A 25,783-nucleotide genomic window follows, 5' to 3' on the forward strand; every position below is an offset into this window, starting at 1 on the left:
AATGCAGGTTAATGAAGTAGAAATGGGGAGTTGGCGACAAAATTCCTTGTTTGTACAGTCATTAACAGCCAGTAAGGCACGTCAAAATGCGTTACTGGCCCTGCTTTTACATGAAAAAAATAGCCTTTATCGTTCAGCGATATGGAGTAGAAGTGAATGGGGGAGCCGAGTATCTCTGCCGCATACTGGCCGAACGGCTGGTTGGAACCTACGACGTAGACGTACTGACCAGTTGCGCGCTGGAATACATTACCTGGGCCAATTATTATCCGGCCGCCACAACAACGATAAACGGGGTTCGGGTACACCGGTTTGCCACGGAGTACGAACGACAGGCGAAAGATCATTTGCAGTACGAGACGGAGCGTAAACTCAAAAAATGGTCGCGGCCGGAGGAATGGCAGGGGTTCGGCTTTTTGAAAATGTGGGGCCGCGCGCTGGTAGGCAAAACGGTTCGACGCTTCGGTTTACGGTGGGCGCAACACCAGGGCCCTTATACACCCGACCTGATTACGTATCTGAAGCATAACCATCGGCAGTATGATGCCCTGATCTTCATTACCTACCTCTATTACCCTACCATTGCCGGGTTGAACATCGCCCCTAAAAAGTCGATTTTCATACCAACGGCGCACGACGAACTACCCATTTACCTGCCGGTATTCCCAGCCGTATTTCATAAACCGAAAGCGATCCTATTCCTCACGCCCGCCGAAAAACGCTTCGTTCATAAACAGTTTCACAATGAAGCTATTTACAACGATGTTCTCGGTATCGGTATCGAAACGACTGACGTAGTTTCCCCTACTCCGGTGGCTACCCTACTGCATACAGATGCTCCGTACGTGATATACATTGGCCGAATTGACAAGGCGAAATGTTGTGACATGCTGTTCGACTACTTTATCCAATACAAGGAAATCCATCCCTCCCCGCTAAAACTCGTATTGGTTGGTCAGGCGTTTATGCCCATTCCCGATCATGCCGATATCCTACCCGCAGGCTTTGTGGATGAAGATGTGAAAGTTTCCCTGTTAAAAGGAGCCAAAGCCCTGATCATTCCTTCCCAATACGAAAGTCTGTCGATGGTTACGCTGGAAAGTTTTGCCTATGGCATCCCCGTGCTTGCCAATGAACAGTGCGAAGTACTGAAGGATCACATCACTAGCAGCCAGGGCGGTTTGTTATTCACCGACTATCCCAGCTTCGAGAACGCCGTTCAGCAACTGTTATCGCAGGATACAGCTACTATGGGCGAAAACGGACGTACCTACGTCAAGCAGAATTACACGTGGGACAAGGTATTAGCCCGATTTGTCAAAGCCGTTAATTATGTATCGGGCAACCCCTAACTAACTCACTAATTCCTGCATGCGGTTCAGGCGTTTATAGACACTGTTCTGGCTGTTGAGCAATTCGTAGTGATTGCCCCGTTCTATAATTTCTCCGCCTTCCATAATCAGAATCTCATCGGCCTCTTTAATTGTGCTGAGTCGGTGGGCGATGACTAGCGTTGTGCGGCCTTCCATCAGGTTATTGAGCGCATCCTGAACCGATTTTTCTGATTCGATATCCAGCGCAGACGTGGCCTCATCCAGAATCAGAATCGAAGGCTTTTTAAACACCGCTCGGGCAATGCTCAACCGCTGGCGCTGACCACCACTCAGGCGAATCCCTCTGTCGCCAATAATGGTGTTGTAGCCGTCTTCGGTCTCCATAATAAAGTTGTGTGCATTGGCTACTTTGGCTGCTTCAATAACGTCCTCCACACTGGCGTCCGGCTTGCCCAATGCGATGTTATTGAAGATCGTATCGTGGAACAGAATGATCTCCTGGGTTACAAAACTCATCTGTTGCCGCAACGATTCCATCGTATAGTCCCGCACATCAACGCCGTCTATGGTAACACGTCCCGTTGTAACTTCATAAAATCGGGGAATCAGGTCAGCAATAGTAGATTTCCCTACGCCAGACGGCCCCACCAACGCAATTTTCCGGCCTTTAGCGATTCTGAAATTGATATTTCTCAGAACGGGTTTGTCGCCATACTGGAAGCTGACGTTTTCAAAAACGATGTCCTGCCGAAAACCCTCCAGGACCCTGGCGGTCGGTTTATCTTGTATCTCGATGGGTTTGTCCAGCAGTTCAAGAATACGCTCACCCGCAGCTTGCCCCTGCTGAATATTGGTCAGCGCCACAACAATTGCTTTAGCCGGCCGAATTACCTGCGAGAAAATGGCAATGAAGGCGATAAACGAACCCGCCTGCAAATTACTCTGGCTGTTCAGCACCAAACCACCTCCGTACACCAGAATACAGGCGACCACAAACACACCCGATGCTTCGGAGAACGCAGGGGCCAGTTCCCGTCGTTTAAAACCTTCCAGACTTGCCTGTCGGTAAAAATCGTTTTCGCGGCTGAAACGCTTCAGGACAAAATCGGTGGCGTTGAACGACCGCAGAATCCGCATTCCGAGCAGGGTTTCATCCATGATGGTCAGCATCCGACCCATGGATGATTGTACATCCTGAGCTTCCTTTTTCAACTTTTTGGTCACAGCTGCAATCCCAACCGCCGAAATGGGGATAATAACGAGCGTAAAGAGTGTCAGCTTAACTGAGATCGTGAACAACGCCACAAAGTACCCGATCAACAGATAGGGCTCCTTAAACACAATTTCAATAGAGCTACCGGCCACGCTTTCAATGGCATACACATCGCCATTGAGCCGGGAGAGCAGATCACCTTTGTGCTCTTTGGTGAAATAACCCAGATGCAGGTAATTGATTTTTTCAAAGAGGGCTTCCCGGAGTCGTTTCACCAGCAAGGTTCTGGCATTGAGTAAGCATTGCTGCGCCAGAAACCGAAAAAAATTGGTCAGGATGACCGCCACCACAATCATACCCGCCAGAAAATAGAGCGCGTAAATGGGCTTAGTTGTTTTGAACTGATAGATTTGATGGTAAAACAGATCCTTAAAATACGCTGGCGACAGTTGAAATTCGGGTACCAGCGCGTATTTAGCGGCATCGGCCGTGTTGAGTGGGTCAAAGAGGAAATTAAGGAGCGGGATGATCAGCGCAAACTGAAATACGTTGAAAAACACCGCTATGAGCGTGAAGCCAAAAAAGGGAATTACAAACTTTCCATAAGGCTTGGCATACGCCATCAGCCGTTTATATATCTTCATTCGTTGTCTTTACTATTGATTCTATGGCTTCTCGTGATTCTATTGTTGCCTATAGAATCACGAGAAACGCAGGCTAGGCCATTGACCGATAGACCTCCATATATTTTCTGGCCGAATCTTCCCAATTGAACGTAGCGCTATACGCTTTCAGGGCTTCCTGCATCTGACTACCTGCTCGTTTGTAGTGCTGCATGCCCGCCGTGAAATCATCATGCATGTTGTCGAAATCATGGAAGTAGAACGCAAAATCCTTCCCTATTTCAGGCAGGGCAGTGTGCCTCGATAAAAACACCGGCTTCCCAACCGACATAGCTTCGGTTACCGGAAGACCAAAGCCCTCAGCCAGCGAGGGCATCACCACAGCCTGACAATTATGATAATACCAGGATTTTTCCTCTTCCGTGATTTCGTTCACTAAATGCATCCGATCCTCTACCTTCAAGTCGGTTGCGTGTTCATGGAGAAAATGGGCATATTCTTTATCCTCGTGGCGACCAGCCAGTACGAGTTCCAGCGATGGGTTTTGTTGTAATAGAGGAAGAATCCGGTGCTGATTTTTTTTGCGGGTAATTACCCCCACGTTAAACAGAAAGGGAATTCTCGGACGGTACGACTTGGATTTTAGCACGGGTTGTTGCAGGCGGTTCGTGCCATTATAAATCACATGAACAGGTTTACCGGCCGTGTTGCAGTGCGTCAGCACATCGTTTTTCGTAAACTCAGAAATACAGACAATAGCATCACTCCGGTCTATATTTCGCTGCACATGATCGAGGCAACGCTCTTTCTTGTAGTCCGGTTTGTCTTCATGCAAAAAATTAAGGTCGTGAATCGTTAGCAATACCTTAATTTTCTTGTTCCGCCGGGGCACATATTGGGAGCTTTGATAGGTACTATGCCAGATGTGATACTGACTCACCGAAGGCATCATAAATTTCTGAAGCGAATGCTGCGGGATACACGTTGTCGATGAATCGAAGGCCTCCCGAACATGCTGTGGAATAAATACGGACAACTCCTCCGGACTCGTGCGTTGACGAAGAGTTCTTCCCAAATTGAGACAATAATAGTACAAACCGGTGTTCACGTACTTCATTCTCTCGCAATCAAAGATGATACGAATCATACTAAAGTGTCCTCCTAACGTTGTTTAGCTAATTGAAAAATCAAAAAACTCACTCCCTACAAAAACAGTTAATCGAGTATACACGCAGGCACTTCTGGCAAACTACGTCTGCATTTAAGTGTACGTGTAAATAGAATTATGCAAATTGTAGTAGGTAGTGCAACAAAGGGTTTAGTATAAAGTATACTGCCTCTATCGGGGTAATGTTGCATAAAACGTAAAAAAGCGAGTATCCGGCCCTACCGGATACACGATTCAGGCTTATGTCCCGTATCATTTTTGATTGTGATCTGATGAAATTTCCTCATTCTGGCCTGTATCACTATTGCCAGAATCTGGGAGAGCATATCAATAAACAACTCGCTGAAACCAATCAGCCCTTGATGAGGCTATACCTTCCTCCCCGAAAGAAGCTCACGCTTACGGCTGAACCGCATCACCTTGTCGAGCAGAAGTGGCACAGGCTCATTCAACCGTTCCTGCTCAACTGCCGGATTTGGCACGCTCCCTTTCAATCGGGGCGGATTTTGCCAGACAAAAAGAGATTTCCCCACCTGAAGGTGGTGCTTACAGTTCACGATCTGAATGTATTGCACGAAGGCAAACCGGACGCTGTTCAACGGAAAAGTCTGGCGCACACGCAATCCCTGATCGATCAGAGCGATGCGATTGTGTGCATCTCTGAGTTCACCAAAAATGATGTACTGACGCATTGCTCGGTTGGAGATAAACCTATATACGTCATTCACAATGGCGTTGGTAAATTACCTGAACTAACCGAAGAACCAGTGCTCTACAAGCCGGAACGGGAGTTTCTGCTCGGCATTGGCTATCTCAACCAGAAAAAGAATTTCCATGTTTTACTGCCTTTGCTGCAAGACAACCCCGACCTTGAACTGATTCTGATTGGCCGTCACGACGACCCGGATTATGTCCATCAGATGCGTAATCAGGCGCAACGCCTGGGTGTCGACAATCGCTTGCACTTGCTGGGTACGGTTTCAGAATCCGATAAAATCTGGTATCTGCGCAATTGTAAGGCCTTACTGCATCCTTCTCTGGCCGAGGGTTTTGGGCTACCGGTAGTAGAAGCTATGCAGTTTGGCAAGCCAGTGTTCCTGTCAACGCGTACATCATTACCGGAAGTGGGCGGTGAAGCCGCTTTTTACTTTCCCAATTTCGACCCCGACAGTATGCAGGAGGTGTTTCGAGACGGCATGAAAGCCTTCGAGTCGCCGACACGCAAAGAAGCTATATATAAAAATGCCGCTCGCTTCGACTGGGAGGAAAGCGCCAGACAGTATCTGGCTGTTTATGAGTCGATTAGTACCTAGCTCGGGCCAAACTAGCTCCAGGCCAAAAGCATTAAGTTCACCTTTCAGAGTTGTGGATTGTTGCATTCTGTTCGCTACCTACTTAGTTTAAGGGCTCCTTACCCCCTTTCACCTAAACAGAATGAACGATCTTTCACGGCTTCTCGCCTGTTGGCTACTGGCAACAACTGCCTTTGCACAACTTCAGAACCTCCCTGTTTATCAGCCGACTCCCGTTAAACAGGATTGGCTTCTTACACCCGTTACACAGAAAGCGGGCGTCTATCAAACCAACAGCGGCAAAGACCTTGTGCTATCCAATGGGCTGCTGACCCGCCGGTTTCGGATTAGTCCCAATCTGGCTACTGTCGATTACCAGAATCTGGTAACGGGCGAGCAATTTGTGCGCTCCGTCCGGCCCGAAGCCATGGTGACGTTGAATGGGAAAACGTATCGGGTTGGTGGGTTGTACGGCCAGAAAGAACATGCGTATCTGCGCGAAGAGTGGCTTGCTGACTTTACGGCCAATCCAGCCGATTTCCAGTTTAAGACGTTTACGGTTTCGCCCTTACAACCTTACGTAAACTGGAAATCACGTACCTGGACCCTGAATAAAAAGCAGCCGACTGGTCAGGAAGTAACGCTGTTCTTTTCGGCCAATGCACCCGAACTACAAGGCGTTGAGGTGGCTGTTCATTACGCGCTTTACGACGGTATTCCAACGCTCAGTAAGTGGGTAACAATTCAGAATAAAAGCCAGAAATCGCTTCACATTAATCAGGTTATCAGTGAGATACTGGCAACACCCGAAGAAGAATCAGCCGTAGTGGGTAAGCCGGAGCAGATGAAGAAACCACAGCGGATTTACATCGAAAATAACTTTGCGTTCAACAATGCGATGCGCTATGATTTATCCGATCAGGCCACGCACTGGAAAACCGATTCCTTGTATACATCGCAGGTAAACTACAATTACGAAACGCCCTGTTTGCTGGAAGTATACCCGACCGTTGGCGTCGGCATTGATCTGGCACCGGACCAAACCTACAACTCGATCCATTCCTACGAACTGCTGCTGGACTCCTACGACCGAGAACGGAATGGCCTCGCCCGACGGCAGTTCTACCGAACGGTTACGCCCTGGACAACCCAGAATCCCATTTTCATGCACCTCGTCAGCACCGACCCGGTGGTGGTGAAACGGGGCATCGATCAATGTGCCGAAACGGGTTACGAGCTGGTTATTCTCAGCTTTGGCAGCGGCCTGAATATGGAAGATGCCAGCGATGCAAACATTCAGAAATTCAAAGCTTTGGCCGATTATGCGCACAGTAAAGGCATTCTGTTAGGCGGCTATTCGTTATTCAGCAGTCGGCGGATTGATGACGAGAATGATGTGATCGACCCAAAAACCGGCCTTCCCGATAAAGGTGCGTTTTTTGGTAACGCGCCCTGTTTAGCCAGTCAGTGGGGTATCAACTACCTGAATAGCCTGAAAAAATTCATCACCGAAACCGGCTTCGATCTACTCGAACACGATGGCCCCTACCCTGGCGATGTGTGCGCTTCCACGAAGCATCCGGGCCACAAAGGACTCGACGATTCGCAGTGGGTACAGATGGAGATGCAGAAAGGATTTTACCGCTCTCTAAACGAAAAAGGCGTCTACATCAACGCCCCCGACTGGTACTTTATGGATGGCTCCCATAAGATTGGGCTCGGCTATCGGGAAGTTAATTTCTCGCTATCCCGCGAGCAGCAAAAACTGCTGAACCGGCAGAACATTTTTGATGGGACTTGGGAGAAAACCCCTGCTATGGGTTGGGGATTTGTTCCACTCACCAAATACCAGGGCGGTGGCCCCGAAGCCGTTCTGGAACCCCTCAGCGAGCACCTGACCGATTACGAGCAACTGATGATGCAATATTACGGCGCGGGCGTTCAGGCCTGTTATCGCGGCCCTCGTCTGTACGATACCGAAGCAACGAAACAGACCGTTCAACGGGTAATCAGTTGGTACAAGAAATACCGCCCCATCCTGAATTCTGATTTGATTCACCTCCGCCGACCCGACGGCCGTGATTGGGATGGTATCATGCATGTTAATCCAGCCTTAAAAGAGAAAGGTGTAGTGATGCTGTTCAATCCGTTGAAAACGAAAATCACCCGTACCATTAAGTTGCCCCTTTACTACACCGGCCTCCGCGAAACAGCCCAGATTCGAAAAGGCGAAGGCAAACTCAAATCGTACAAACTGAACCGGAATTATGAAGTGGAAATACCGGTAGAAATAGGGCCAGAGAGTTACGGCTGGTGGGTGGTTGAGTGATAGAATTCGAGAAAATTTTACCACAGAGGCACAGAGAACACAGAGATTTAACTAGATGATTTTTAACTCTGTGCTCTCTGTGCCTCTGTGGTAAAATAATATTTCTTTTGCCTGGTTACCTGAATTTCAGTATTCATCTTCCTCCGCTTGGCTAAGCGATTCGTGGTAGGAAATGATCTGGTAAAGCACCTCTACAGCAATGGCGAAATTTTCTTCGCCCACTAATTCTTTATACGTGTTTGTAAGTTTTTCCTGTTCTCGTTTAGCCACGAGTAAAAGTTTTTTACCATCATCTGTCAGGGAAATCTTAGCACTCCGCCCGTCACGTTTGCTTTTCTCGGTCGTAATCAGTCCTTCCACCTCCATTTCTTTCACCGTCCGGCTCATGGCCTGTTTAGGCTGCATGGCCCGTTTGGCCAATTCCTGATTGGTAGTCCCGTTTAAACTAATGTTGGTCAGGAATTTCATGAACGAGGTTTTGAAGGGCATATCTGTCGATGCGTTCATGGCATTCTGCATCCAGCCATCTGTCAGCCGTTTGGTAACCGCAATCAAACGAACCCAATTACGCTCATTATTCTGTAGATAGGTCGTTAACTCGGCCAGGATAGCCTTCTTCTTTTTCACTCCCATTGCCTTCTGATACGATTTTTACGAGATTAGAAATAAGCGAAACAAATATAGTCATACCTGATTACTATATAGTCAACAAACAGGACTATATTTGCAACGAACAGTTTATCTAAAACAAATACGATCCTTACTATGTCACTCAAGCATGTAAACATAGCGGTATCCGATGTGGTACAAACAAAAGCATTTTTTGAAACGTATTTTGGCTTCCACTGCCTCGAATTAAAGGGCGATTTTATTGCCATTCTTCACGATGCCGATGGGTTTATTCTGACAATCAGCAATTTTAAGAAAGGCGAAATACCTCAGTACCCGGCCGATTTTCATATAGGCTTCGTTCAGGAAACGCCCGAAAAAGTCATGGAAATTTATCAGCGGATGAAAGCCGACGGCATCGACGTTGGTAAAGAGCCCCGAAATTACGCCGGTCGTGGAACCATGTCGTTTTATGTACCCGTACCCGGAAATTTCCTGATCGAAGTACTATGTATTGTTGAATAACAACCAATTAGTACCGTTCACTCAATAGGCATTGCGTTCAGGCGTAGATTGGGGCTACTTTCGCAGTAGCCTCTATTTCAGGGAATAATCACCTAATTTACCCCTAACAATGTCTCAACTAGATCAGCTTCTGGCCGATGTTGCCGCTGCTCGTGTTCGTTACCTCACTGAAGTTGGAAAGCTCACAGAAGCGCAGGCCCACTGGAAACCATCGCCTGAGGTATGGAGCGCTGTCGAAAATACGGAACATCTGTATTGGGCCGAGCACGGCGGCATTTGGGGAATCTGGCGAGCGTTACTGGCAAAACAAATGGGTAATCCCGTTTGGGAAGGTGAACTGATTCATAGGGGTCTACCCATCGAAACGATTATTGAGCGAACCTGGCAACCCAAGGAGCAAGTACCTGCTATTGCGGCTCCGCGCATGGGTGGCCCATTTATCTTTTGGCTATCGGCATTTGCCAATTTGCAACAACCTTTAAGTGATCTATGCGTCGCGCTGGCCAACGAAGACTTAGAAACAATTATCCATCCTCACGCCATCTCCGGCCCGTTAGACATCCGGCAGCGTTTCGAGTTCCTGCGCTTCCACATTGACCGGCACCGGAATCAGGTAATGGCGTTGGGGCTGGTTTAAACTAAGTCAGGAAAGTTGGCGCGCACCATGGCGGCAAAGGGTTGAGTATCGTCAGCGGCAATAGCTACAAATGCTTTTGCTTTGAGAATTAAATCTAACACATCCTCCCAAGCTCGATGCATAATGTGACTTAACTGCTCACGCTCTAAATCAGTGATTGTTTCTAAATCAACACCAGCAAAAGCTATATTATTTCTGACGTTTTGTAAATACGCTTCTCTAACATTGTTTAACGCTGGCCGATCAATACCAAAGCTAGTTATCGACACTTCACCGCGCTTACTCTTTGACACAGGTACTGGTACGTGGCGGTTAAAAGTTATGTGGTCTTCAGGATTATCTATTGACGGATGTAATAACAATGGGGATTCTTCACGATAATCAAGTGTGTGATTAACAGCCCGTTTCGTTTCGTCTTCGAGCGGAAAGTAGTTTTTCTTAAAGCGTTGATTACAAATCTGGCAGGAGAAAAATAAGTTATCCCAGTCGTAGACTAACCAGTAATAACCAGGTCGATTAAGTTTTTCTGTACGAGTTTTCGTAAATCCTGCTTTGGGGCGAAAATGCTCAACATCCCCATAGCTATTAGGAGTGATATTAGCTTCGCAAAAGCAACATTTATCATGCTGATCAAGCATTAGTTGCTGCTTCACAGACGAATCTCCGTAAATCTCAGATAGCATTTCAAGCTTTGATTTTCCAGAGTCATAATCAACCGCATTTGCAAGATATAAACGGCAGTTTTCAATAGTTGTCGGAACACCTTTATCAACTAATATTGTGGGAATTGTAGTGGATTTTTGAATGTGAATCATTGAATTCCCTGCTTACTACGTAGTACATCCGCTAATTGCTGAATGATTGTTTCAGCCTTGATTTCGGCCTGATCACGACCAAAGGGAATGAAACCTATTTGATCATCTAACTCTGACAAACGAGCTTGCTCTTTTTTAGTCAATTTGGATTTAGCTAATAACGTATCACGCTCGGCACGCAATTCGGTTAATGGCTCAGAAGCAGGTGGTACATGGCCAAATAAATCACTATTCAGAATCTGATCAACGCTCCACTTACTGACATCTACTGAATCATTGGCAACAACCGTTTGATCACCTTCCCGCTTTAACAAGATGATATTAGCATCCAATGGTCTTTCCTCGGCCGCTACCACAATCAACGGACTATGTGCTGTGACAATAAATTGGGTATTGGGAAACGTATCGGTCAAAAACTGAATGATAGTGCGTTGGAACTTTGGGTGAAGGTGCAAATCAATTTCATCTACCAAACAAACGGCAGGTTCGGCAAGAGGATTTTCACTATCAGGATAACGATCAAATAGGCCTTTTGCAAAGTCTACCATCCAGGCAATGAGCGTTTTGTAGCCAAGGCTTAATTCATGTAGGCGCACATCACCGTAGTGTGTTTTGAAGAATACTTTAGGTATACCAGTGTATGTCTGTATATCAATGCCAAATATTTCGTCTCGAAAAAGTTGCCTCAATATGCTCATCACTCTTAGATATCGCCGTCTGAACTTTTCTTCTTTTAAAGATATATAGTCTGCCTGAACAAGCCATTCCTCGGCGTTAATCAGATCATTATTTTCAGAATAAAAACTTGATATTTGATTTGCTTTCTTTTCGGTTATGGCAGATGTACTTATCCGACGAGCAGCGTTATAAGCAAAAATATTCACATCTATTTCATAATCTCGAGTTAGTCGAAAAGCACAGCCAGCATTATATTTTACGTCCTTAAACCACTTTTCAGATGTAAAGCCGGTTAGTATATCTTCGTCTGCTTTAGATAGAATGCCTACTATCTCCGCCCCAATATTTTCTTTGTCAAATCGCCAGAGTTCGGTAAAATCAATACCCGTTTCAGTTATACTCTGTTGATTTTGCACTATTACAAGCAACCCCTTCAACACCGTCGTCTTGCCGGTTCCATTATCTCCCAAAATCACATTCCAACGGGCAGCATTTCCATCTTTATCCGTGAAATTAATCGTCTGCTTTGTGCCAAACGAGCGGACGTTTTCCAGGGAAATGCTTTTGAACCAGACGCGGGGATTTTCCGTAGCCATATCTTTTAATTTAAGCCGAAACTATTGTCAGCGTACCGCTGATCCCGGACGTGGCCGTCCAGGCTACATTGCACTAAAAACGCAATGGGCGAAGATACCAAAATATCCCCGCCCAACCGTAAACAGAAAACCTAAAGCCGTAAACCTTCCCTACACCTCCTCCGTCTGCAACTGCTTCTCGTAGAGTTCGCGGTAAGCGCCGTTTTTGGCCAGTAATTCATCGTGCGTGCCCTGCTCGATGATTTCGCCTTCGTCGAGCATGATGATGAAGTCGGCCAATTTTGCCGAGGAAACACGGTGCGAAATCACCACCGACGTACGGTCGGCCATAATACGCTGGAGGTTGTTCAGGATGATGTTTTCGGTATTGGTGTCGACCGCCGAGAGGCAGTCGTCCAGAATCAGGATTTTAGGGTCGCGGGCGATGGCGCGGGCGATACTTAGCCGTTGCTTCTGTCCACCCGATAACGTAACACCCCGCTCACCCACGCGTGTTTCGAACTGTTCCGGGAAGTCCAGTACGTTCTGATACAAATCGGCATCACGGATGGCCTGATCGACGCGTTCCTGCGGCAGATCGGGTTTGCCGAAACGAACGTTGTTGCTGATGGTTTCAGAGAACAGGAACACATCCTGCGGCACATAGCCCATTTGCTCCCGCAGCGAAGTCAGGTTGTAATCTTTGATTGGAATTCCATCGATCAGAATCTCGCCAAAGGTGACGTCATACATGCGTGTCAGCAGATTGGCCAGCGTACTTTTCCCCGAACCAGTCGTGCCGAGAATAGCCACCGTTTCGCCCGCCCGAACGTGCATGGAGAACTCCTTGATCGCGATAATGCCCGAATCAGGATACACAAATCGAACCTTCCGGAATTCGATGTCTCCCTGAATCGTGTGGATGATATTCTTCTGCGAGACGATGTCGGTTTTTATGCTCAGGAATTCGTTGATCCGCTGTTGCGAGGCAGCTGCCCGTTGCGTTTGACTCGTGGTCCAGCCAAGCGCCATCACCGGCCAGGTCAGCATGTTTACGTACAGAATGAACTCGGTAATATTGCCGGGCGTCAGTCGGCCAGCCATAATTTCCTGCCCACCCACGAAAATAACCAGCACGTTACTCAGTCCAACCAGGATAGCTACAATAGGAAAAAACAGCGAATCAACCCGCGTTAAACTCAGCGATTTATTGCGGTATTCATCACTCTCGATCTCAAACTTAGCCGCTGAATTGTTCTCCTGCACAAAAGCCTTCAGCACGCGAATCCCCGAAAAAGCTTCCTGCACATAAGTCGACAAGCGTGACAACGACCGTTGAATTTCTTCTGACCGACGAATGATAATGTTGTTAACGATGTAGATGGCTACCGACAAAATCGGCAGCGGCAATAACACATATAACGACAGTCGGGCATTAATGCTGACCATATAACTAATGACCAGAATAAACAGCACGATCAGGTTCAGCCCGTACATGATACTCGGTCCAACGTACATCCTGACTTTACTGACATCTTCCGAAATACGGGCCATCAAATCGCCGGTGTTGTGTTGACGATAGAAGCTAAGCGGCAGGGTTTGGTAGTGGTTGTAAATCTCGTTTTTGAGGTCGTATTCTACATGCCGGGACATAACGATGAGCGTCTGTCGAACCAGAAACAGAAAGAACCCTTTCAGCAAAGCCAGTACGAGCGTCAGTACCCCAAAAAGCAGAATACTAAACGCAAAGACCTCGTAAAGGCCTGATTGCAATGGAGATTTATCGTAGAGATAATAGACATCCAGCGTTTCACGCACCAGATCGAGGGCATACCGCACCAACTGCGCGGGAAAAATACCGAAGAGGTTGGAAATGGCCGTAAAAGCCGTTCCCAGAATCAGGTACCATTTATACTTAAGGAGGTATTTATTAAGATAGGAAAGTGCTTTCACAGGACAACCAACAGCGTTTTGTTCGTAACGGCTGGGGGTTTGGAAAAGTTGCAGACTAGCGCGGAGCGCGGGGCAAGGAGTGGGCTTGAGAAAAATGAGTAAAGCTGCCAACCTGTAGTATCTCCCGTGCACCCTGCACCTTGCTCCGCGCTCCCTGCACCCTGCCAATCCCCCTTGCCTTTTTGCAAGATAAACCGTACTTTTGCACCCGATTTTAAACAGTTCTTTTCTTACCGGTAGATTTTAGACTTAGGCGGATGCTCAACAGGCGACTACTCCGAATAAAGGTCATGCAGGCGTTGTACGCCCTGAAGCAGGCCGAATTTTCAAATCAGCAAATGGCCATCGATGGCATTAATGATCTCTTCCAACCCGACCTAAACTCGATGCTGCCGCAAGACAAGCGGCAACTCGAGGGCTACCGAAAACTCGCCAGCCTGCTCTTTGAGGAGGCTATTAAATCCAATAAAGCTGCTCAGGACGATGACGCCCCTAAAAAGGTCCTTAAAGCTGCTAACGACGGATTTGTATTCTACCAGATCCGGACAAAAAAAGACCATCAGCACCTTGCTCAGATGCTTCTGAAGCAGGTAAATGGCATCTACGACGATTATTTACGGGTCATGCTATTGCTTGTTGAACTGGGTCACGCGGCTAGTATTGACAGCGAACGTAAGTATCGTGATGTAGACGAAGCCCCGTTCCCGTTCGAATCAACGCTCAACGACAACACGGTTGTACAGGCACTCGCCCAGCATCAGCCGCTCAAAAATGAAGCCCTCCGGCACGGCATTTCCTGGACTGATGATCTCGGATTTGTGCGAAAAGCGCTGAAAGAAGCCTTAAAAACCGATGAGACGTACCGTGCCTATTGCGATCAGCGAACCCACACGGCCGATGAAGATCAGGCATTGGCACAATACGTGCTGCGGACATTAATATTTAAACACGAAACCATTCGCGATCATCTGGCCGAAATCGACCTGAGTTGGGCCGAAAACAGCGAAGTTGTGCGTGGGTTAGCCATTCGAACCATTAAGTCGGCGCAAAGCCCAACTGGTTTGCAGTTGGAGCCATTGACCGACGATTGGGAAGAAGACGAATTATTCCTGAATACATTGTTTGATCAGTCGCTGGAAAACGATGCTGATTATGAGCAGCTATTAGCCGACCAGCTTCAAAACTGGGATGTTGAGCGGGTAGCCATGCTCGATAAAATCATTCTAAAACTGGCAGTTTGTGAGTTACTCAGTTTTCCAAACATTCCGGTTAAAGTTACGATTAATGAATATATCGAACTCGCAAAGGCGTACAGTACGCCTAAAAGCGGTAAGTTTGTCAATGGAATATTAGACAACCTGTCTGAGAAGTTACAAGCCTCAGGCCGTCTGCGTAAAAGCGGACGAGGGTTGTTGGACAATAAATAAAAGGGTTTGTGGTTTACGGTTTGTGGTTTACAGTAGCTGGCGCAAAAGATTGCCAAGGTAGAGCTACCATAAACCACAAACCGTAAACCACAAACCACAAACTTTAAAAACAATGAGCAGAATTGGCCGTGATTTAACCTTTTTGCTGACTGGCATTGCCGCCGGTTCCCTGTTTGGATTGCTGTATGCGCCCGATAAGGGCAAGATTACCCGTGATCGACTTTCCTTCCGGTTATCGAAATACCGAGAGCAGATCAATCTGCTGCTCGAAGACTTAGGGAGTTCGAACGATCAGCCCGAAAACTCATCGAAGAATGAAGGGCAACGTGTCGTAAATGATGCCCGTGAAAAAGCCGAACGACTGCTGGAAGACGTAGATCGGCTGATGGCTCAAATCAAGCAACAGAATACATAAAAAGTTTACAGTTTACAGTTTTCGGTTTACGGTTGGCTGACACAAGAGTAGCTGATGCGTCGACCAACTGTAAACCGAAAATTGTAAACCAAAACTATAATGTACCTTAGAAATTGGCTACTCATAACAGCCCTGGCCGGTATTGGTTTTGGGCAGATTAGCTGTGATAACCGGCAACAGGGAAAAGAGTCGAAGGAGGTAGCTTCTGGAAAAATGCCAAAAATCACGTTTGATGAAAAAGGCATTTACGATTTTGGTACCCTTACCGAAGGCGATACAGTCGAGCATGTTTTTGCGTTCAAAAACACAGGCGAATTCCCTCTGATCATCAATAACATTACGGCATCCTGCGGTTGCACTACGCCTGAGTGGCCCCACGAGCCCGTAGCGCCAGGAGAGAAATCATCGGTGAAGGTTCGCTTTAATAGTCGGGGCAAGAGTGGTGAACAGAGCAAAACCATCACCATCTTTGCGAACACAGAGCCATCCATGACCGATTTGCATTTCAAAGCACTGGTGAATCCGAAAGCTGATTCTGCCAAAAACTAACAATACCACCAAGAACTATGTATTCTATTTTGTTACAGGGCCTAGCCGGTTCCAACACATCCATGATTTACAATGTGCTGCTATGGGTAGGCATCATTGGCATTTTTTACTTCTTTATGATTCGTCCGCAACAGAAAAAGCAGAAGGATCAGAAGAGTTTTATAGAAAACCTCAAAAAAGGGGATAACGTCGTTACGATTGGTGGACTGCATGGAAAAATTGCATCTGTAGAAGGCACCACCATCACACTCGAAGTAGATCGGGGCGTTAAGATGACCTTCGAGAAAACGTCCATTTCTCGCGAGGCAACTGTCAAGCCAGCCGAAGACGAAAAGAAATAAGTTTGTTCATTAGTATATTAAGTGGAGTGAGTGAAGTAGGTGAAATAAGTTGGGGTACTCCACTCTGCTCGCTCTACCTACTTCACTTACTCCACCTACTTCGCACTCTTCTTTGTGAACTCCCACGCCCCAAACGTCCGCTCGTTTCAGCCAACGAAGGCCCTCTTGTGCCTGGTAGCCGCCACGCTGTTCTGGTTTTTGAGCGCGCTTAACAAACCGGGCTACACCCTGAACGTCGAGTATCCGATACGCTTTGTATACAATGACTCGTTGTTCATCCCAACCACCCCGCTCCCTACAACGGTTAGGGTGAATGTATCGAGTGATGGCTGGGGATTGCTTCGTCATGCCTGGATGCCCTTCCGTGTCGATCCTGTGAACTATGTAGTTCATGATCCCCTTCAGGCATCGATCATCAATAACTCATCATTAACAGCAGCGCTGGCGGAACACATTAAAAAGCTGCATGTTAACTATGTGGTAGCCGATAAGCTCGACATTCATTTCGACCGGCGATTGACCAAAACGATTCGATTGGTAGCCGATAGTCTGCACATTAACATGGCCCCCCGCTTTGTCGTGACAAGCGTCATTAATCTGACTCCCCATGCGATTCAGGTTGATGGCCCAGAGAGATTAGTACGGGGTTTACCCGATACCCTGCTCGTAAAAATTCCGCGCAAGCGTATTGCCGATAATTACGACGAAGAAATCCCCCTCAATCACCTGCGTCATCCACTCCTGCACACCAGCGCCGACCGCGTAGCGGTTAGTTTTGAAGTCGGTGAGTTGTTGTCGCCCTTAAAATGAACAATGGAAAATGATTAATTGATAATGCATCCAACGCGTTGTTCATTTTACATTATTCATTATTCATTATCTATTATCCATGAAACCTCCTCTCCAGATTGGCGTAACGGGCGGCATTGGCTCGGGTAAAAGTGTGGTTTGTCAGGTCTTTCAGGCGCTGGGTGTGCCAATCTATGAAGCCGACGAACGGGCAAAATGGCTTACTGAACATGACCCCATTCTGAAAGCCGACATACGGCGGGTTTTGGGTCCAGACGCTTACGATGCACTTGGGCACTACAACCGGGCGTGGGTAGCCTCTCAGGTATTTGCCAACCCCGAACTGTTAACCGCACTCAACGGAGTTATCCATCCCCGCGTCTTTGCCGATACAACAGCCTGGGTTACTCAACAAACGGGCAAACCCTATGTGATTAAGGAAGCTGCGTTGATGAAAGCTGCTGGCGACAACAACTCCCTGGATAAAGTCATTGTAGTAAACGCGCCATTAGACGTACGCATCGAGCGCATTCGCAAACGCGACCCGCACCGCTCCGAAGCCGAAATTCGGAACATCATTGCCCGCCAGATAAGCGACGAAGAGCGACTCAAACTGGCCGATTACGTTCTTGATAACGACGAGAGCCAGTTGCTACTCCCCCAGATTGTCCGCCTACATGAGGATTTTTTACGGCAGTGGGCAAATTAATGGCGGTATGGCTGTAATTTGGGGGAACACTCATCAATAAGCCTACTTAATGAAACAACGCTTACTCCTCTTTAGCTGCTGCATCGGCAGCTTTCTGTTCGGTGCATTCATTACCAACGACGACCCCAAAAAGCCTCTAACCTCCGAAATGGTTGAGGTGGCAGCCCACGTATTCGACCTGGAGTTTACGCCCGCCGAGCGTGATTCCATGCTGGGTAATTTAAACAACGCCCGCCAGAACTACGAAGCGTTGCGCAAAATCGACCTACCTAACGATGTGGCTCCGGCGTTGTATTTCAATCCACTTCCGGCAGGCTTCGTTATGCCTACTGGTCCGTCGTCGTTTAAGGCATCCCTCGCGGGGCAGGTTACACTTCCCAAAAATCGCGATGAACTGGCGTATTATACGGTTGGACAGTTGGGCCAATTGATCCGAACCAAACAGATTTCATCGGTCGAACTCACACAGTTTTTCCTTAATCGGCTCAAAACGTATGACCCCAAACTACACTGTGTTATTACCTTAACCGAAGACTTAGCCCTAAGTCAGGCCAAGCGCGCCGACGATGAATTGAAAGCCGGAAAATACCGGGGACCATTGCATGGTATACCTTACGGTGCGAAAGATTTGCTGGCTAAAAAAGGCTATAAAACAACCTGGGGTGCTATGCCCTATAAAGACCAGACGCTGGATCTCGACGCAACCGTCATTCAACGACTTGAAAAAGCAGGGGCCGTGTTATGCGGCAAAATGACACTCGGTGCCTTAGCGATGGGCGATGTCTGGTACGGCGGCATGACGCGCAATCCCTGGAATACAGCCAATGGTTCCAGCGGCTCATCGGCGGGTTCAGCATCCAGCGTAGCGGCCGGTTTGTTACCCTTTGCCATCGGTACCGAAACACTCGGTTCTATCGTCTCGCCTTCCACAGTTTGCGGCACAACGGGTCTTCGCCCAACCTTTGGGCGGGTGAGTCGGCACGGAGCAATGGCGTTGAGCTGGAGCATGGATAAAATTGGACCGATAACCCGCTCGGTTGAGGATTGCGCACTGGTGTTCAACGCCATCTACGGCCCCGATGGCAATGACCCAACCGTTATGACCGCTCCGTTCCGTTACGCTCCTCTAACAACGTTGAAAGGAACGCGTATTGGTTATGTCAAAAAAGCCTTTGAAAGCAATTATCCCAATCGGGCCAACGACTCACTCACCCTTCAAACCCTGCGCACGTTAGGTGCCGAACTGGTGCCGTTTGATTTGCCAACGAGTGTTCCCGCCGGTCGGATTTCATTTCTGCTTACGGTTGAAGCCGCTGCTTCCTTCGATGAATTAACCCGTTCGGGTAAGGATGATCTGATGGTGAGACAGGGAAAAGGGGCCTGGCCAAACTCCTTCCGGTCCGCTCGCTTCGTTCCGGCAGTCGAGTATATTCAGGCTAATCGCGCCCGAACCAAGCTCATCAATGAAATGGCCGATCAATTGAAAGCGGCCAAGATCGACGTGTATGTGTCACCTGCTTACGCGGGCGGGAACCTTACGCTAACAAATCTCACGGGCCATCCCTGTGTTGTATTACCCAATGGATTTACAAAGCAGAATCTACCTACCAGCATCACCTTTATGGGCCAGTTATTTGAAGAAGGGAAAGTATTGGCGGTTGCAAAACTATATCAGGACGCAACAGAATGGAACAAAAAACACCCCGTTCTTCAGTAGACCTTTTAGCGCCCATAAGCAAACCTTTCATAGTTCTATTAGTTTAGTAGAGTAAACTCAACTAAATGACGTTATGAAACGATTAATGATGCTTTTTGGTCTGCTAACCGCTATTTACAGTTGTTCGCCCCGTGTCGCCGTTGACAGTAGTAGTCGAACTGATTTCAGCAAATACAAAACATTCACCTGGATGGACAGCGACGTAAAAGCTGGACAAAATCCATTGTATTACAATCAGTTAGCTACTGAAAATGTCGAAAATACAATGGCTGGTGTTTTGCAACAAAAAGGCCTGAGTGAAAATGCCAGTAACCCCGATTTGCTCATTGGCTACCATTTCTTTGTCGAGAACAAAACCCAAACGGTGGCAACTCCCTCACCTGTTTATGGACCCTATTTAGGTTGGGGCCGTTGGGGATACCGAGGCTGGGGACCGGGTTGGTGGGGCTGGGGCGGTACGCAATATACTCAGCAACAGTATCAGGCCGGTACGCTGGTTGTTGATATGGTCGATGCCCGTACCCGTAAACTAGTCTGGCGTGGCTCGGTACAAAATGCCGTAGGCGATCCAGCCCGAATTGCCGCCCAATTGCAGAAAGAAGCCGAGCGAATTGTTGAGAAATTTCCAGAACGGACCAGTTAAGTTGGTATAAGTACCAAAAGCGTTCTATCGAATGCTTGCTCAAGTGATTATCCCCGCTGTTTGTTTAGCTCTAAACGACAGCGGGGATTTTTTGTCTACAGTGTAATTCAACACTTACTTCCCAACAGGATTAGTAAAAAATTTACTACTAACGGTGACCAAAAATGTGTAGCTCGTCTAACCCGTTGTCGCTGATAAGAGGAAGCTCCTACCCGGCGATTGTCTATTAAAAGCAGTAGAGCTTTCCAAATAGCTTTGCTGTTAACCTTTTAAACTTACCTATTCCCATGGCTGTAAATCTGCTAGATTTAACAAAGGGCTACCTCAGCGACAGTGTCGTGAGCCAGATTAGTACCATGCTTGGTGAAAACCAGCAGAATACGCAAATAGCTCTTGATGGTGCCTTACCCACTATGCTGGGAAGTTTAATTCAAAAAGCGTCGGAACCAGGTGGCACAAGTTCAATAATGGATCTGGTCGGTGAAGTGATGTCACCCAATCGGGCAGCGGGCGATGTAATTACACCGATCGGAGGTATTTCAGGACAACTGAGCAATTTGCTGACCAATAGCCATGAATCCAGCAGCCTCCTGACGATGGGTGCCAGCATTATCAAAAGTTTATTTGGCGATAAAGCAAGCACGATTGCCAGTTCTCTTGCTTCATACAGCGGGCTTAAATTATCATCAGCAGCATCGTTGATGAACATCGCAGCCCCTGTTCTTCTTAGCGTTCTGGGTAAAAAGTTAGCTGACGATGGTACGGGGATTTCGGGACTGGCAGGTCTGCTCAGCAGTCAATCAGCAAACGTTCAATCGGCACTTCCATCAGGATTAGGCACCCTATTAGGCAGCATTCCAGGTCTGGGCATACTGGGCAGCCTAACCGGTAAAGCCAGCAATTTAGCGTCTGCGATGAATGAGCCCGCTCCACGCGTAGTCCGACCAACGGCTCCTATATATTCTGAAGATGATACTAGCTCATCGGGGGGTGGCAATCGCTGGTTACCCTGGCTACTTCTGCTATTGGGTGCGGCTGCTCTGTTCTACATATTACGCGGGTGTGGCAAAGAAAAAGAAACCGTTACCAACGCAGCAGAGAGCGTTACAGCTACAGTCGATAGCACGGTATCAGATATGAGCACCATTGCCGATTCGGCGGGAAGTACTATTGGGGCCGCTGTCGACTCAGCAGGCAATGCCGCAATCGATGTAACCGCCAAACTGGGTGCATTCTTCAAGCGCAAACTGCCTTCCGGAATTGAGCTGAACATTCCAGAGAATGGCATCGAAAATCAACTTGTGCAATTCATTGAAGATAAGAGCAAGCCAGTTGACAAAACAACCTGGTTCAACTTTGGTCGCTTACTGTTCGAGACTGGCAAAGCAAGTCTGAAGCCTGATTCGAAAGAAGAGGTAAAGAATATCGCCGAGATTCTGAAGGCATTCCCGGAAGTAAATATCAAGCTTGGTGGGTATACCGACAATACCGGCAGTGCTGCGATTAACAAGAAACTCTCGCAGGAACGGGCCGATGCTGTTATGACCGAACTGGTTCACCTGGGGATCGATAAGTCACGACTCGCGGCTGAAGGGTATGGGCCAGAGCATCCTGTAGCGTCAAACGATACAGAAGCCGGACGAGCCGAAAATCGCCGGATTGCGGTCCGGGTAACGAAGAAATAATTCCATCCGGAAAACACACAACCCATAAATTGTAACGCAGCAGGCCGCTTTGTCAGATTGACAAAGCGGCCTGCTGCGTTTTTGCTCGATAGCGCAAGGCTGGAGCCTTGCGCTAACTATTCATCGGCCTCTGGCCGAATTCAGTACTATTTATAATCGGCCAGAGTCCGGGAAATAGTAGACACAAGGCTGGAACCTTGCGCCATCAAGCCATCAATACCATTACCACAATTTCTCAGGATAAGCGCCATCATCGTGCAGTTGCTTCAATGCGGCCTGAACGGTTGGTTTGTCATCTGGATAGGTGACACCAAACCATTCCGAGTGGCTGCGGAATACTTTGCAATGCCCCGTATCGGTTTCAATAAGATTCGTCATCACGGTTGGAATATAAAACTCCGCTTTGGGCGAGTCGATGTTGGCGATGGCGTAACTTTCAAACTGATGCAGTACTAACGGAAACACCGTTGGTTTAAAGCCCCAGAAGTTCATGGAAACAGGCGTATCGGGCGATAGGGGGGTCAGGGTCTCGCCTTCCTCAAAGACAATCTTTTTGCCATTCGTCTCTTGCTCGTAAATTTTGGTTCGCTCGATAACCGAAATCAAATTCCCGTTTTCAGCCACTTCGCAAACACCCCGCGATACCGAGCCATTCTCCGAAAGCGTATTTTTCACTTCATAACCCACCATAGCATGAAGTTGATCATCAGTATCGGTTGTCAGAAAATTGCTGATCAATTGGAAGGCTTCCAGGCCATAAAAGTCATCGGCATTAATAACTGCGAAGGGAGTACTCGTGTGGTTTTTAGCACAGAGCATGGCATGGCCCGTACCCCAGGGTTTGGTACGATTCACCGCGCCCAGCTCAGCCGGAACGTAGGAACTGAGTGCCTGGATTGCGTAATCGACCTCTAGTTTACCAGCTAACTTTTCACCAAAAACTTCTTCGAAATCCTGCCGAAGTTCTTCCCGGATAATAAACACAACCTTGCCGAAGCCAGCCCGGATCGCGTCGAAAAGGGAATAATCTATAATCGTTTCTCCATTTGGCCCAAACTGGTCGAGTTGTTTGATACCACCATATCGGCTACCCATACCGGCGGCCAGAATCAAAAGCGTAGGTTGCATTTCTTCAGTTATCTAGGAATAATACTAACATGGACTTATAGAGCCTGCTAGTCTGTGGCCAATTGCCCGGCCAAAATTAGAAAAAAGGCTTGGCCTCTGCTATTCAAAACTAAGTTGATCACATTTTATCTATACCAACACCTTTTAATAAAATATTTTCTAAACATTATACTATTTCAAGTAGTTGTCGTTATAATTGTACGTGAAACAATAGTTGTCTTAGCAATTAAAATAATAAGATGCCTTTCTATCATACTCTCGGCCAGATTCCACCCAAACGGCATACCCAGTTTGCCAGACCAGCCGCTGGCAATACCAGCGAGCCGTTTTACTACGAGCAGTTGTTCGGAACAATTGGTTTTGAGGGTATGTCGTCCTTGTTGTATCATGTTCATCGCCCAACAATGGTGCGCGAGGTGTTAGAAAGTGTAGATGTTGCTCCCAAACTAGCTGTTCAGAAGAATATGCTGGCGCGCAAGCTGATCGGGTTTAACATTGCACCCGCAGATGATTTTTTAGACAGTCGGGTGCCCTTATTGGTGAACAACGATTTGGTTTTTGGGCTGGCTGCCCCCCGTCAATCGCTAACGGCTTATTTCTATAAAAACGCCGATGCCGACGAACTGCTGTTTGTGCATCGTGGATCAGGAAGGTTACGGACGCTATTCGGTACAATTCCTTTTCAGTATGGCGATTATCTGGTTATTCCCCGCGGAGTGATTTACCAAATCGACTTCGATACAGACGACAACAGGTTATTGTACGTAGAGTCGCATTCACCGATTTACACGCCCAAACGTTACCGAAACCAATTCGGTCAATTACTCGAGCATTCACCCTTCTGCGAACGTGATATTATCCGCCCGCGCGACTTGGAAACCCACGACGAAACCGGCGATTTCCTGATAAAAATAAAGAAACAAGGGTCGTTGCACTCGCTTGTCTATGCGTCGCATCCATTCGATGTTGTCGGTTGGGACGGGTACAATTATCCGTACGGCTTCTCCATCTTCAACTTCGAGCCTATTACGGGACGAGTCCATCAGCCGCCACCGGTTCATCAGACGTTCCAAACCGATTCCTTCGTGGTCTGTTCGTTTGTACCTCGTTTATACGACTATCATCCGCAGGCTATTCCTGCCCCTTATAACCACTCGAACATCGACTCCGACGAGGTCATATATTACGTAGACGGTGACTTTATGAGTCGCAACGACATTGCTCAGGGCCATATTACGCTGCATCCCGGTGGCATTCCGCACGGTCCGGCACCGGGTGCTATGGAGCGCAGCATTGGTAAGAAAGAAACGCAGGAATACGCCGTGATGGTAGACACCTTTCGACCATTGATGGTAACGGAACAGGCCCTCAAGCTTGATGATGGAACGTATTATAAGTCGTGGTTAGACCTGTAGAGACGTAATCCCTTACGTCTTGTATGCGTCAGCAATACCATCCGGTCAGGAGACGCAAGGGATTGCGTCTCTACATCAACAAACAACATGGAAACACTAGATCTTTTAGAACCAAAAACAACAGAGGACTTCCTTCCCCTGAACGGCACAGATTACATTGAGCTATATGTGGGCAATGCCCGGCAATCGGCACACTATTTCCAGACGGCATTCGGCTTTCAACCCGTGGCTCACGCTGGTTTGGCCACGGGTGTCCGCGACCGCGAATCCTACGTAGTACAACAGGGCAAGATTCGTCTTGTCCTCACATCGCCCCTATACGGTGATAGTGAAATGGGCCGCCATATCGATAAACATGGCGATGGCGTTCGGATCGTTGCCTTATGGGTAGATGATGCCACCAAGGCATTCGATGAAACCGTACGCCGGGGAGCGAATGTCTATATGGAACCCACTCGCTGCCAGGATGAACACGGTTATGTGATTCGGTCGGGTATTCATGCCTATGGCGATACGCTTCACGTGTTTGTGGAACGAAATGACTATAACGGCGTATTTCTACCGGGTTACGAACCCTGGAGCCCAGCTTATCAGCCAGCCGATGCAGGACTGAAATATGTCGATCATATGGTGGGCAATGTAGGCTGGCATGAAATGAATCATTGGATGTCTTTTTACCACGATGTGATGGGTTTTCAGCAGCTCGTTTCGTTCGATGATAAAGATATCTCGACCGATTACACGGCCCTCATGAGTAAGGTGATGAGCAATGGCAACGGGCGGGTGAAATTCCCGATCAACGAACCGGCCAAGGGTAAAAAGAAATCACAGATTGAGGAGTATCTGGATTTTTATGGTGGCCCTGGTATTCAGCATATCGCCGTGGCCACCGACAATATTGTGGAAACCGTACTGGCCCTTCGCGACCGGGGGGTTGAATTCCTGACCGTACCCGACGCTTACTACGATAATCTGGCCGAACGAATCGGTCAGATTGACGAAGAAATAGCCACCCTACGCCCCCTCGGCATCCTGGCCGACCGCGACGATGAGGGCTATTTGCTTCAGATTTTCACAAAACCGATCTGCCCACGCCCCACGCTGTTTTTCGAAATCATCCAGCGCAAAGGAGCCAAGTCGTTCGGAAAAGGCAATTTCAAAGCCCTATTCGAAGCCATCGAACGTGAGCAAGCGTTGCGGGGGACATTGTGACC

23 protein-coding genes are annotated in these 25,783 nt (G+C 47.8%); 16 read left to right on the forward strand and 7 right to left on the reverse strand.

Features of this window, described 5'->3' with window-relative positions; translation table 11 throughout:
* Window positions 1–110 precede the first annotated feature (110 nt).
* Entirely contained in the window at window positions 111–1,352 is a 1,242-nt protein-coding gene (locus ACYVGO_RS12230) for a glycosyltransferase family 4 protein (protein WP_460969510.1), read from the forward strand.
* Here ACYVGO_RS12230 and ACYVGO_RS12235 read toward each other — a convergent pair whose 3' ends face one another.
* Window positions 1,353–3,191 (reverse strand): ABC transporter ATP-binding protein, encoded by a 1,839-nt coding sequence (locus tag ACYVGO_RS12235; RefSeq protein ID WP_460969511.1) that lies wholly within the window; start codon window positions 3,189–3,191, stop codon window positions 1,353–1,355.
* Between the two features lie 73 nt (window positions 3,192–3,264).
* Window positions 3,265–4,287 carry a glycosyltransferase family 4 protein gene (locus ACYVGO_RS12240; RefSeq protein ID WP_460969512.1) on the reverse strand — a complete coding sequence of 341 codons (1,023 nt, stop codon included), beginning with the start codon at window positions 4,285–4,287 and terminating at the stop codon, window positions 3,265–3,267.
* Window positions 4,288–4,580: 293 nt separating this feature from the next.
* On the opposite strand from ACYVGO_RS12240, the gene ACYVGO_RS12245 reads away from it, so the two are divergent.
* Entirely contained in the window at window positions 4,581–5,651 is a 1,071-nt protein-coding gene (locus tag ACYVGO_RS12245; protein WP_460969513.1) for a glycosyltransferase family 4 protein, read from the forward strand.
* Window positions 5,652–5,772: 121 nt separating this feature from the next.
* Window positions 5,773–7,959, forward strand: a complete 2,187-nt coding sequence (locus ACYVGO_RS12250; RefSeq protein ID WP_460969514.1) for an alpha-galactosidase — start codon at window positions 5,773–5,775, stop codon at window positions 7,957–7,959.
* A 126-nt stretch (window positions 7,960–8,085) separates the two neighbouring features.
* On the opposite strand, the gene ACYVGO_RS12255 is transcribed toward ACYVGO_RS12250, so the two are convergent.
* Window positions 8,086–8,586 (reverse strand): MarR family winged helix-turn-helix transcriptional regulator, encoded by a 501-nt coding sequence (locus ACYVGO_RS12255; RefSeq protein ID WP_168207747.1) that lies wholly within the window; start codon window positions 8,584–8,586, stop codon window positions 8,086–8,088.
* A gap of 138 nt (window positions 8,587–8,724) precedes the next feature.
* Between ACYVGO_RS12255 and ACYVGO_RS12260 the strand changes: the two genes are divergently transcribed.
* Entirely contained in the window at window positions 8,725–9,093 is a 369-nt protein-coding gene (locus ACYVGO_RS12260; RefSeq protein WP_460969515.1) for a VOC family protein, read from the forward strand.
* A 109-nt stretch (window positions 9,094–9,202) separates the two neighbouring features.
* On the forward strand, window positions 9,203–9,730 hold the full coding sequence (locus ACYVGO_RS12265) for a DinB family protein (RefSeq protein ID WP_460969516.1): 528 nt from the start codon (window positions 9,203–9,205) through the stop codon (window positions 9,728–9,730).
* Here the strand turns inward: ACYVGO_RS12265 and ACYVGO_RS12270 are convergent.
* The 3 genes from ACYVGO_RS12270 to ACYVGO_RS12280 all read right to left on the reverse strand — a co-directional run bounded on the left by ACYVGO_RS12270 (window position 9,727) and on the right by ACYVGO_RS12280 (window position 13,751).
* The gene (locus tag ACYVGO_RS12270; RefSeq protein WP_460969517.1) at window positions 9,727–10,545 is read right to left on the reverse strand and encodes an HNH endonuclease family protein; all 819 of its coding nucleotides are present in this window, start codon (window positions 10,543–10,545) and stop codon (window positions 9,727–9,729) included. The genes ACYVGO_RS12265 and ACYVGO_RS12270 overlap by 4 nt on opposite strands.
* Entirely contained in the window at window positions 10,542–11,819 is a 1,278-nt protein-coding gene (locus ACYVGO_RS12275; RefSeq protein WP_460969518.1) for an AAA family ATPase, read from the reverse strand. Before ACYVGO_RS12275 ends, ACYVGO_RS12270 begins: the two co-directional genes overlap by 4 nt.
* Window positions 11,820–11,969: 150 nt before the next feature.
* Window positions 11,970–13,751 (reverse strand): ABC transporter ATP-binding protein, encoded by a 1,782-nt coding sequence (locus tag ACYVGO_RS12280; RefSeq protein ID WP_460969519.1) that lies wholly within the window; start codon window positions 13,749–13,751, stop codon window positions 11,970–11,972.
* Window positions 13,752–14,041: 290 nt separating this feature from the next.
* On the opposite strand from ACYVGO_RS12280, the gene nusB reads away from it, so the two are divergent.
* The 9 genes from nusB (at window position 14,042) to ACYVGO_RS12325 (ending at window position 22,026) form a co-directional block, all read left to right on the forward strand.
* A complete protein-coding gene (gene nusB, locus ACYVGO_RS12285) occupies window positions 14,042–15,178 on the forward strand; it encodes a transcription antitermination factor NusB (RefSeq protein ID WP_460969786.1) in 1,137 nt (378 codons plus the stop codon).
* Between the two features lie 112 nt (window positions 15,179–15,290).
* On the forward strand, window positions 15,291–15,593 hold the full coding sequence (locus ACYVGO_RS12290) for a YtxH domain-containing protein (RefSeq protein ID WP_460969520.1): 303 nt from the start codon (window positions 15,291–15,293) through the stop codon (window positions 15,591–15,593).
* Window positions 15,594–15,692: 99 nt separating this feature from the next.
* On the forward strand, window positions 15,693–16,142 hold the full coding sequence (locus tag ACYVGO_RS12295) for a DUF1573 domain-containing protein (RefSeq protein ID WP_460969521.1): 450 nt from the start codon (window positions 15,693–15,695) through the stop codon (window positions 16,140–16,142).
* A 17-nt stretch (window positions 16,143–16,159) separates the two neighbouring features.
* Window positions 16,160–16,483, forward strand: a complete 324-nt coding sequence (yajC, locus tag ACYVGO_RS12300; protein ID WP_142771279.1) for a preprotein translocase subunit YajC — start codon at window positions 16,160–16,162, stop codon at window positions 16,481–16,483.
* Window positions 16,484–16,597: 114 nt separating this feature from the next.
* Complete coding sequence (locus ACYVGO_RS12305; protein WP_460969522.1) at window positions 16,598–17,293, forward strand: YbbR-like domain-containing protein; 696 nt, start codon at window positions 16,598–16,600, stop codon at window positions 17,291–17,293.
* 79 nt (window positions 17,294–17,372) lie between these two features.
* Window positions 17,373–17,981 carry a dephospho-CoA kinase gene (gene coaE / locus ACYVGO_RS12310; protein ID WP_460969523.1) on the forward strand — a complete coding sequence of 203 codons (609 nt, stop codon included), beginning with the start codon at window positions 17,373–17,375 and terminating at the stop codon, window positions 17,979–17,981.
* A gap of 49 nt (window positions 17,982–18,030) precedes the next feature.
* Window positions 18,031–19,698, forward strand: a complete 1,668-nt coding sequence (locus tag ACYVGO_RS12315) for an amidase (protein WP_460969524.1) — start codon at window positions 18,031–18,033, stop codon at window positions 19,696–19,698.
* A 73-nt stretch (window positions 19,699–19,771) separates the two neighbouring features.
* Complete coding sequence (locus ACYVGO_RS12320) at window positions 19,772–20,341, forward strand: DUF4136 domain-containing protein (protein WP_460969525.1); 570 nt, start codon at window positions 19,772–19,774, stop codon at window positions 20,339–20,341.
* Between the two features lie 287 nt (window positions 20,342–20,628).
* Window positions 20,629–22,026, forward strand: a complete 1,398-nt coding sequence (locus tag ACYVGO_RS12325; protein ID WP_460969526.1) for a DUF937 domain-containing protein — start codon at window positions 20,629–20,631, stop codon at window positions 22,024–22,026.
* A 222-nt stretch (window positions 22,027–22,248) separates the two neighbouring features.
* Here ACYVGO_RS12325 and ACYVGO_RS12330 read toward each other — a convergent pair whose 3' ends face one another.
* Window positions 22,249–23,154, reverse strand: coding sequence for a nucleotidyltransferase family protein (locus ACYVGO_RS12330; RefSeq protein WP_460969527.1), 906 nt, complete (start codon window positions 23,152–23,154; stop codon window positions 22,249–22,251).
* Between the two features lie 239 nt (window positions 23,155–23,393).
* Here ACYVGO_RS12330 and ACYVGO_RS12335 point away from each other — a divergent pair, with 239 nt between their 5' ends.
* Window positions 23,394–24,569 (forward strand): homogentisate 1,2-dioxygenase, encoded by a 1,176-nt coding sequence (locus ACYVGO_RS12335; RefSeq protein ID WP_460969528.1) that lies wholly within the window; start codon window positions 23,394–23,396, stop codon window positions 24,567–24,569.
* A gap of 87 nt (window positions 24,570–24,656) precedes the next feature.
* Entirely contained in the window at window positions 24,657–25,781 is a 1,125-nt protein-coding gene (hppD, locus tag ACYVGO_RS12340) for a 4-hydroxyphenylpyruvate dioxygenase (protein WP_460969529.1), read from the forward strand.
* The last annotated feature ends 2 nt before the right edge of the window (window positions 25,782–25,783 follow it).

This window comes from Spirosoma migulaei (assembly GCF_054776855.1).

Coding starts and splice junctions, on each gene's coding strand:
- ACYVGO_RS12230 (WP_460969510.1), top strand. CDS start 111: ATGAAAAAAATAGCCTTTATCGTTCAGCGATATGGAGTAGAAGTGAAT.
- ACYVGO_RS12235 (WP_460969511.1), bottom strand. CDS start 3,191: ATGAAGATATATAAACGGCTGATGGCGTATGCCAAGCCTTATGGAAAG.
- ACYVGO_RS12240 (WP_460969512.1), bottom strand. CDS start 4,287: ATGAAGTACGTGAACACCGGTTTGTACTATTATTGTCTCAATTTGGGA.
- ACYVGO_RS12245 (WP_460969513.1), top strand. CDS start 4,581: ATGTCCCGTATCATTTTTGATTGTGATCTGATGAAATTTCCTCATTCT.
- ACYVGO_RS12250 (WP_460969514.1), top strand. CDS start 5,773: ATGAACGATCTTTCACGGCTTCTCGCCTGTTGGCTACTGGCAACAACT.
- ACYVGO_RS12260 (WP_460969515.1), top strand. CDS start 8,725: ATGTCACTCAAGCATGTAAACATAGCGGTATCCGATGTGGTACAAACA.
- ACYVGO_RS12265 (WP_460969516.1), top strand. CDS start 9,203: ATGTCTCAACTAGATCAGCTTCTGGCCGATGTTGCCGCTGCTCGTGTT.
- ACYVGO_RS12270 (WP_460969517.1), bottom strand. CDS start 10,545: ATGATTCACATTCAAAAATCCACTACAATTCCCACAATATTAGTTGAT.
- ACYVGO_RS12275 (WP_460969518.1), bottom strand. CDS start 11,819: ATGGCTACGGAAAATCCCCGCGTCTGGTTCAAAAGCATTTCCCTGGAA.
- nusB (WP_460969786.1), top strand. CDS start 14,042: ATGCAGGCGTTGTACGCCCTGAAGCAGGCCGAATTTTCAAATCAGCAA.
- ACYVGO_RS12290 (WP_460969520.1), top strand. CDS start 15,291: ATGAGCAGAATTGGCCGTGATTTAACCTTTTTGCTGACTGGCATTGCC.
- ACYVGO_RS12295 (WP_460969521.1), top strand. CDS start 15,693: ATGTACCTTAGAAATTGGCTACTCATAACAGCCCTGGCCGGTATTGGT.
- yajC (WP_142771279.1), top strand. CDS start 16,160: ATGTATTCTATTTTGTTACAGGGCCTAGCCGGTTCCAACACATCCATG.
- coaE (WP_460969523.1), top strand. CDS start 17,373: ATGAAACCTCCTCTCCAGATTGGCGTAACGGGCGGCATTGGCTCGGGT.
- ACYVGO_RS12315 (WP_460969524.1), top strand. CDS start 18,031: ATGAAACAACGCTTACTCCTCTTTAGCTGCTGCATCGGCAGCTTTCTG.
- ACYVGO_RS12320 (WP_460969525.1), top strand. CDS start 19,772: ATGAAACGATTAATGATGCTTTTTGGTCTGCTAACCGCTATTTACAGT.
- ACYVGO_RS12325 (WP_460969526.1), top strand. CDS start 20,629: ATGGCTGTAAATCTGCTAGATTTAACAAAGGGCTACCTCAGCGACAGT.
- ACYVGO_RS12330 (WP_460969527.1), bottom strand. CDS start 23,154: ATGCAACCTACGCTTTTGATTCTGGCCGCCGGTATGGGTAGCCGATAT.
- ACYVGO_RS12335 (WP_460969528.1), top strand. CDS start 23,394: ATGCCTTTCTATCATACTCTCGGCCAGATTCCACCCAAACGGCATACC.
- hppD (WP_460969529.1), top strand. CDS start 24,657: ATGGAAACACTAGATCTTTTAGAACCAAAAACAACAGAGGACTTCCTT.